We start from the raw sequence: 2,441 nt of genomic DNA, 5'->3' as shown, positions 1-2,441 counted from the left end.
TGTTGCCTTTCAGAAATAATATGTTATCTTCTGCACCAAGTCATTGGGGAGTAGCCTGTCTTAAAATAAAAAATATTATTTTAAGAAATCTGTATCAACATACTCGCTTATTTTCATCTAGCGTGGTACAGATGCCGTAATACGGTTGGCAAGACCATAGACACATGATTGTACTTCTTTGGTTGGGGGTCAATTGTGTGTATATGGAAATACCCCAACCGAGGCTTTATTATGAGTTTCTACGCAACTATCATTCTCGCCCTAGCCCTTTCCATGGACGCATTTGCTGTCGCTGTCTGTAAAGGTGCCACATTACACAAACCTCGTTTTCGTGAAGCACTCCGTACTGGATTTATATTCGGTATTATTGAAGCCAGCACACCTGTTATTGGTTGGGCACTAGGTTTATATACAAGCCAATATATTATTCAATGGGATCACTGGGTTGCCTTTGGATTATTGTTTGTTCTTGGTAGTCGAATGATTTACCAAAGCTTAAAACGTGGTGATAATTGCCCTTGTGAAGAAGAAGCCCCACAACGCCACGGCTCACTGTCTTTAATCGCAACAGGAATTGCAACAAGTCTTGATGCAATGGCAATTGGTGTCGGTTTAGCATTCCTTCAAGTAAATATTGTTCATACTGCAATGACAATTGGTATGATGACCATGATCATGGCAACTTTGGGTATGTTAATTGGCCGTTATATTGGTCCAGTACTTGGAAAAAAAGCAGAGATTATTGGTGGGATCGTATTAATTGCTATCGGCTTTAATATTGTATTTGAACACTTAGAATTATTTATGTACGCAAAATAATCACGAATAAAGCATATAAAAAAAGCTTAGGTTTAAAATATTACAACCTAAGCTTTTTTATTAGTTTAACTAAATACCTTTTATTTCACTTTATTAAGCATGGCGTTGATAGACTCGAATTAAAAAAATCTGTTTCACATTCAAAGCGTTTTACTTTCCGCTAATGTCTGTTTTACTTCTTCACTTGCACGCCATGCAAATGGTGTCATTTGTAATAAATCAAAAGCTTGTTTACCATTTAAATTCATCATATAAGCAACTTGATGTTCAGACACTTTATTAAACCCATCAAAATATTCTTCTTTTAATGGATGAAGATGTACTTCTGAATAAATCAGTGCTTTTAACTGATAAAGATGGCGAGGAGCGGGTGTAACCGTAACAATATAACCATTGTGCACAATAACTCTTGCTAATTCATCATGATTACAAGGGGCGTAAATACGGACAACCGCATTTAAAGAAGCATCACAAAAAGGTAAACGTTGACTTGATGCTACACAAAAATGAATTGATGAATAGCGTTTAGCTGCATATTTAATGGCAACCTTAGAAACATCTAAACCGTATATTTGTGGATTAAGCAATTTTAGGTTTTGATAGAGCTGGTTAGTGTAATAACCCTCACCACAGCCAATATCCAATACAGCGCTGTTATCTTCAGGCAATAATGTTTGTATTAACTCAGCCACTTTATCTCGCATTGGCTGATAAAAGCCTGCATCTAAAAATGCACGGCGTGCGCTTATCATTTCAGCACTATCACCAGGCTCTTTTGAGCGTTTAAATTGCACTGGCAACAAATTGACATACCCTTCTTTAGCACAATCGAATTGATGATTATTTTCACAAACCCAACTGTGAGCTTGAAGAAAAAGTGCCTGATAACATAATGGACATTGATAAGACATAGTAATATTTTTGTATAACCCAGAATAGAATTAGGAGAGATAATAACATACCTCTCCCAATCTTGCGGAAAACCTGACTCTTTATTTTTAATTTTAAGTCATGCTTTCTATGCTGAATCGCTTGTTGAGCACAACTTATCGTTGAATCAAGTTCGTTTTAATTTTTCAGTGTTAGCGATAAATAACGCAACAACTAACAGTAATATTGCACCTGATTGAATTAGCGTATCAACGGAGTCTTTATGCTCAACAATAATTAAAACGCACTATTGCGGTTATTCCAATATAAATAAAATATCTAAGAGGAAAATGTCCACCAGATAAAAAAATACTTAACAATAAGTGCAATAAACTCAAAATAAAGAAAGTAGATCAAAATACCTTCTAGTAATTGATAAGAGGACTCTTCTGCACCTAAATTAAATAATAATGAAGCAATGACATACGTTTCTTTGATAAGAAAACTGACCAATACAATTGCTAAAATAAGCAATCCAATGTTAAGCACCCACTGTAATATAGTGGCAATACATTTCAGTAAGTCTTCGCTTGATTTTTCATATAAACTATAACCTATCGGTATCATTCCCGTGATGTGTAAAAATAATAAAAGGTCTATTAGACAATTTTAATGGATTTACACATTTACCACACCATTTTTTTATCTTTTAGCGCCAAAACACCCAAAATAATGACGCAATAATCGCAATA

General features: G+C 34.9%; 2 protein-coding genes, 1 pseudogene and 1 riboswitch. Of the genes and pseudogenes, 1 reads left to right on the top strand and 2 read right to left on the bottom strand.

Annotation, left to right across the window (positions count from 1 at the left end; translation table 11 throughout):
• Positions 1–33: 33 nt before the first annotated feature.
• A riboswitch (yybP-ykoY riboswitch) is annotated at positions 34–147 on the top strand.
• An 84-nt stretch (positions 148–231) separates the two neighbouring features.
• On the top strand, positions 232–819 hold the full coding sequence (gene mntP / locus BHE89_RS14685; RefSeq protein WP_069367597.1) for a manganese efflux pump MntP: 588 nt from the start codon (positions 232–234) through the stop codon (positions 817–819).
• A 140-nt stretch (positions 820–959) separates the two neighbouring features.
• Here the strand turns inward: mntP and rlmA are convergent, their stop codons facing one another.
• Complete coding sequence (gene rlmA, locus BHE89_RS14680; protein ID WP_128860591.1) at positions 960–1,730, bottom strand: 23S rRNA (guanine(745)-N(1))-methyltransferase; 771 nt, start codon at positions 1,728–1,730, stop codon at positions 960–962.
• 146 nt (positions 1,731–1,876) lie between these two features.
• A pseudogene (psiE, locus tag BHE89_RS14675) lies at positions 1,877–2,316 on the bottom strand (phosphate-starvation-inducible protein PsiE).
• Positions 2,317–2,441 lie beyond the last annotated feature (125 nt).

The sequence above is a fragment of the Shigella sp. FC1967 genome, assembly GCF_001743005.1.
Taxonomy (GTDB): domain Bacteria; phylum Pseudomonadota; class Gammaproteobacteria; order Enterobacterales; family Enterobacteriaceae; genus Proteus.
Note: the sequence above shows the minus strand (reverse complement) of the source record. Positions and strands in the feature narration are given on the sequence as shown.

Excerpts from the sequence above, each read along its gene's own strand:
- mntP (WP_069367597.1), top strand. The coding sequence starts at position 232 with ATGAGTTTCTACGCAACTATCATTCTCGCCCTAGCCCTTTCCATGGAC.
- rlmA (WP_128860591.1), bottom strand. The coding sequence starts at position 1,730 with ATGTCTTATCAATGTCCATTATGTTATCAGGCACTTTTTCTTCAAGCT.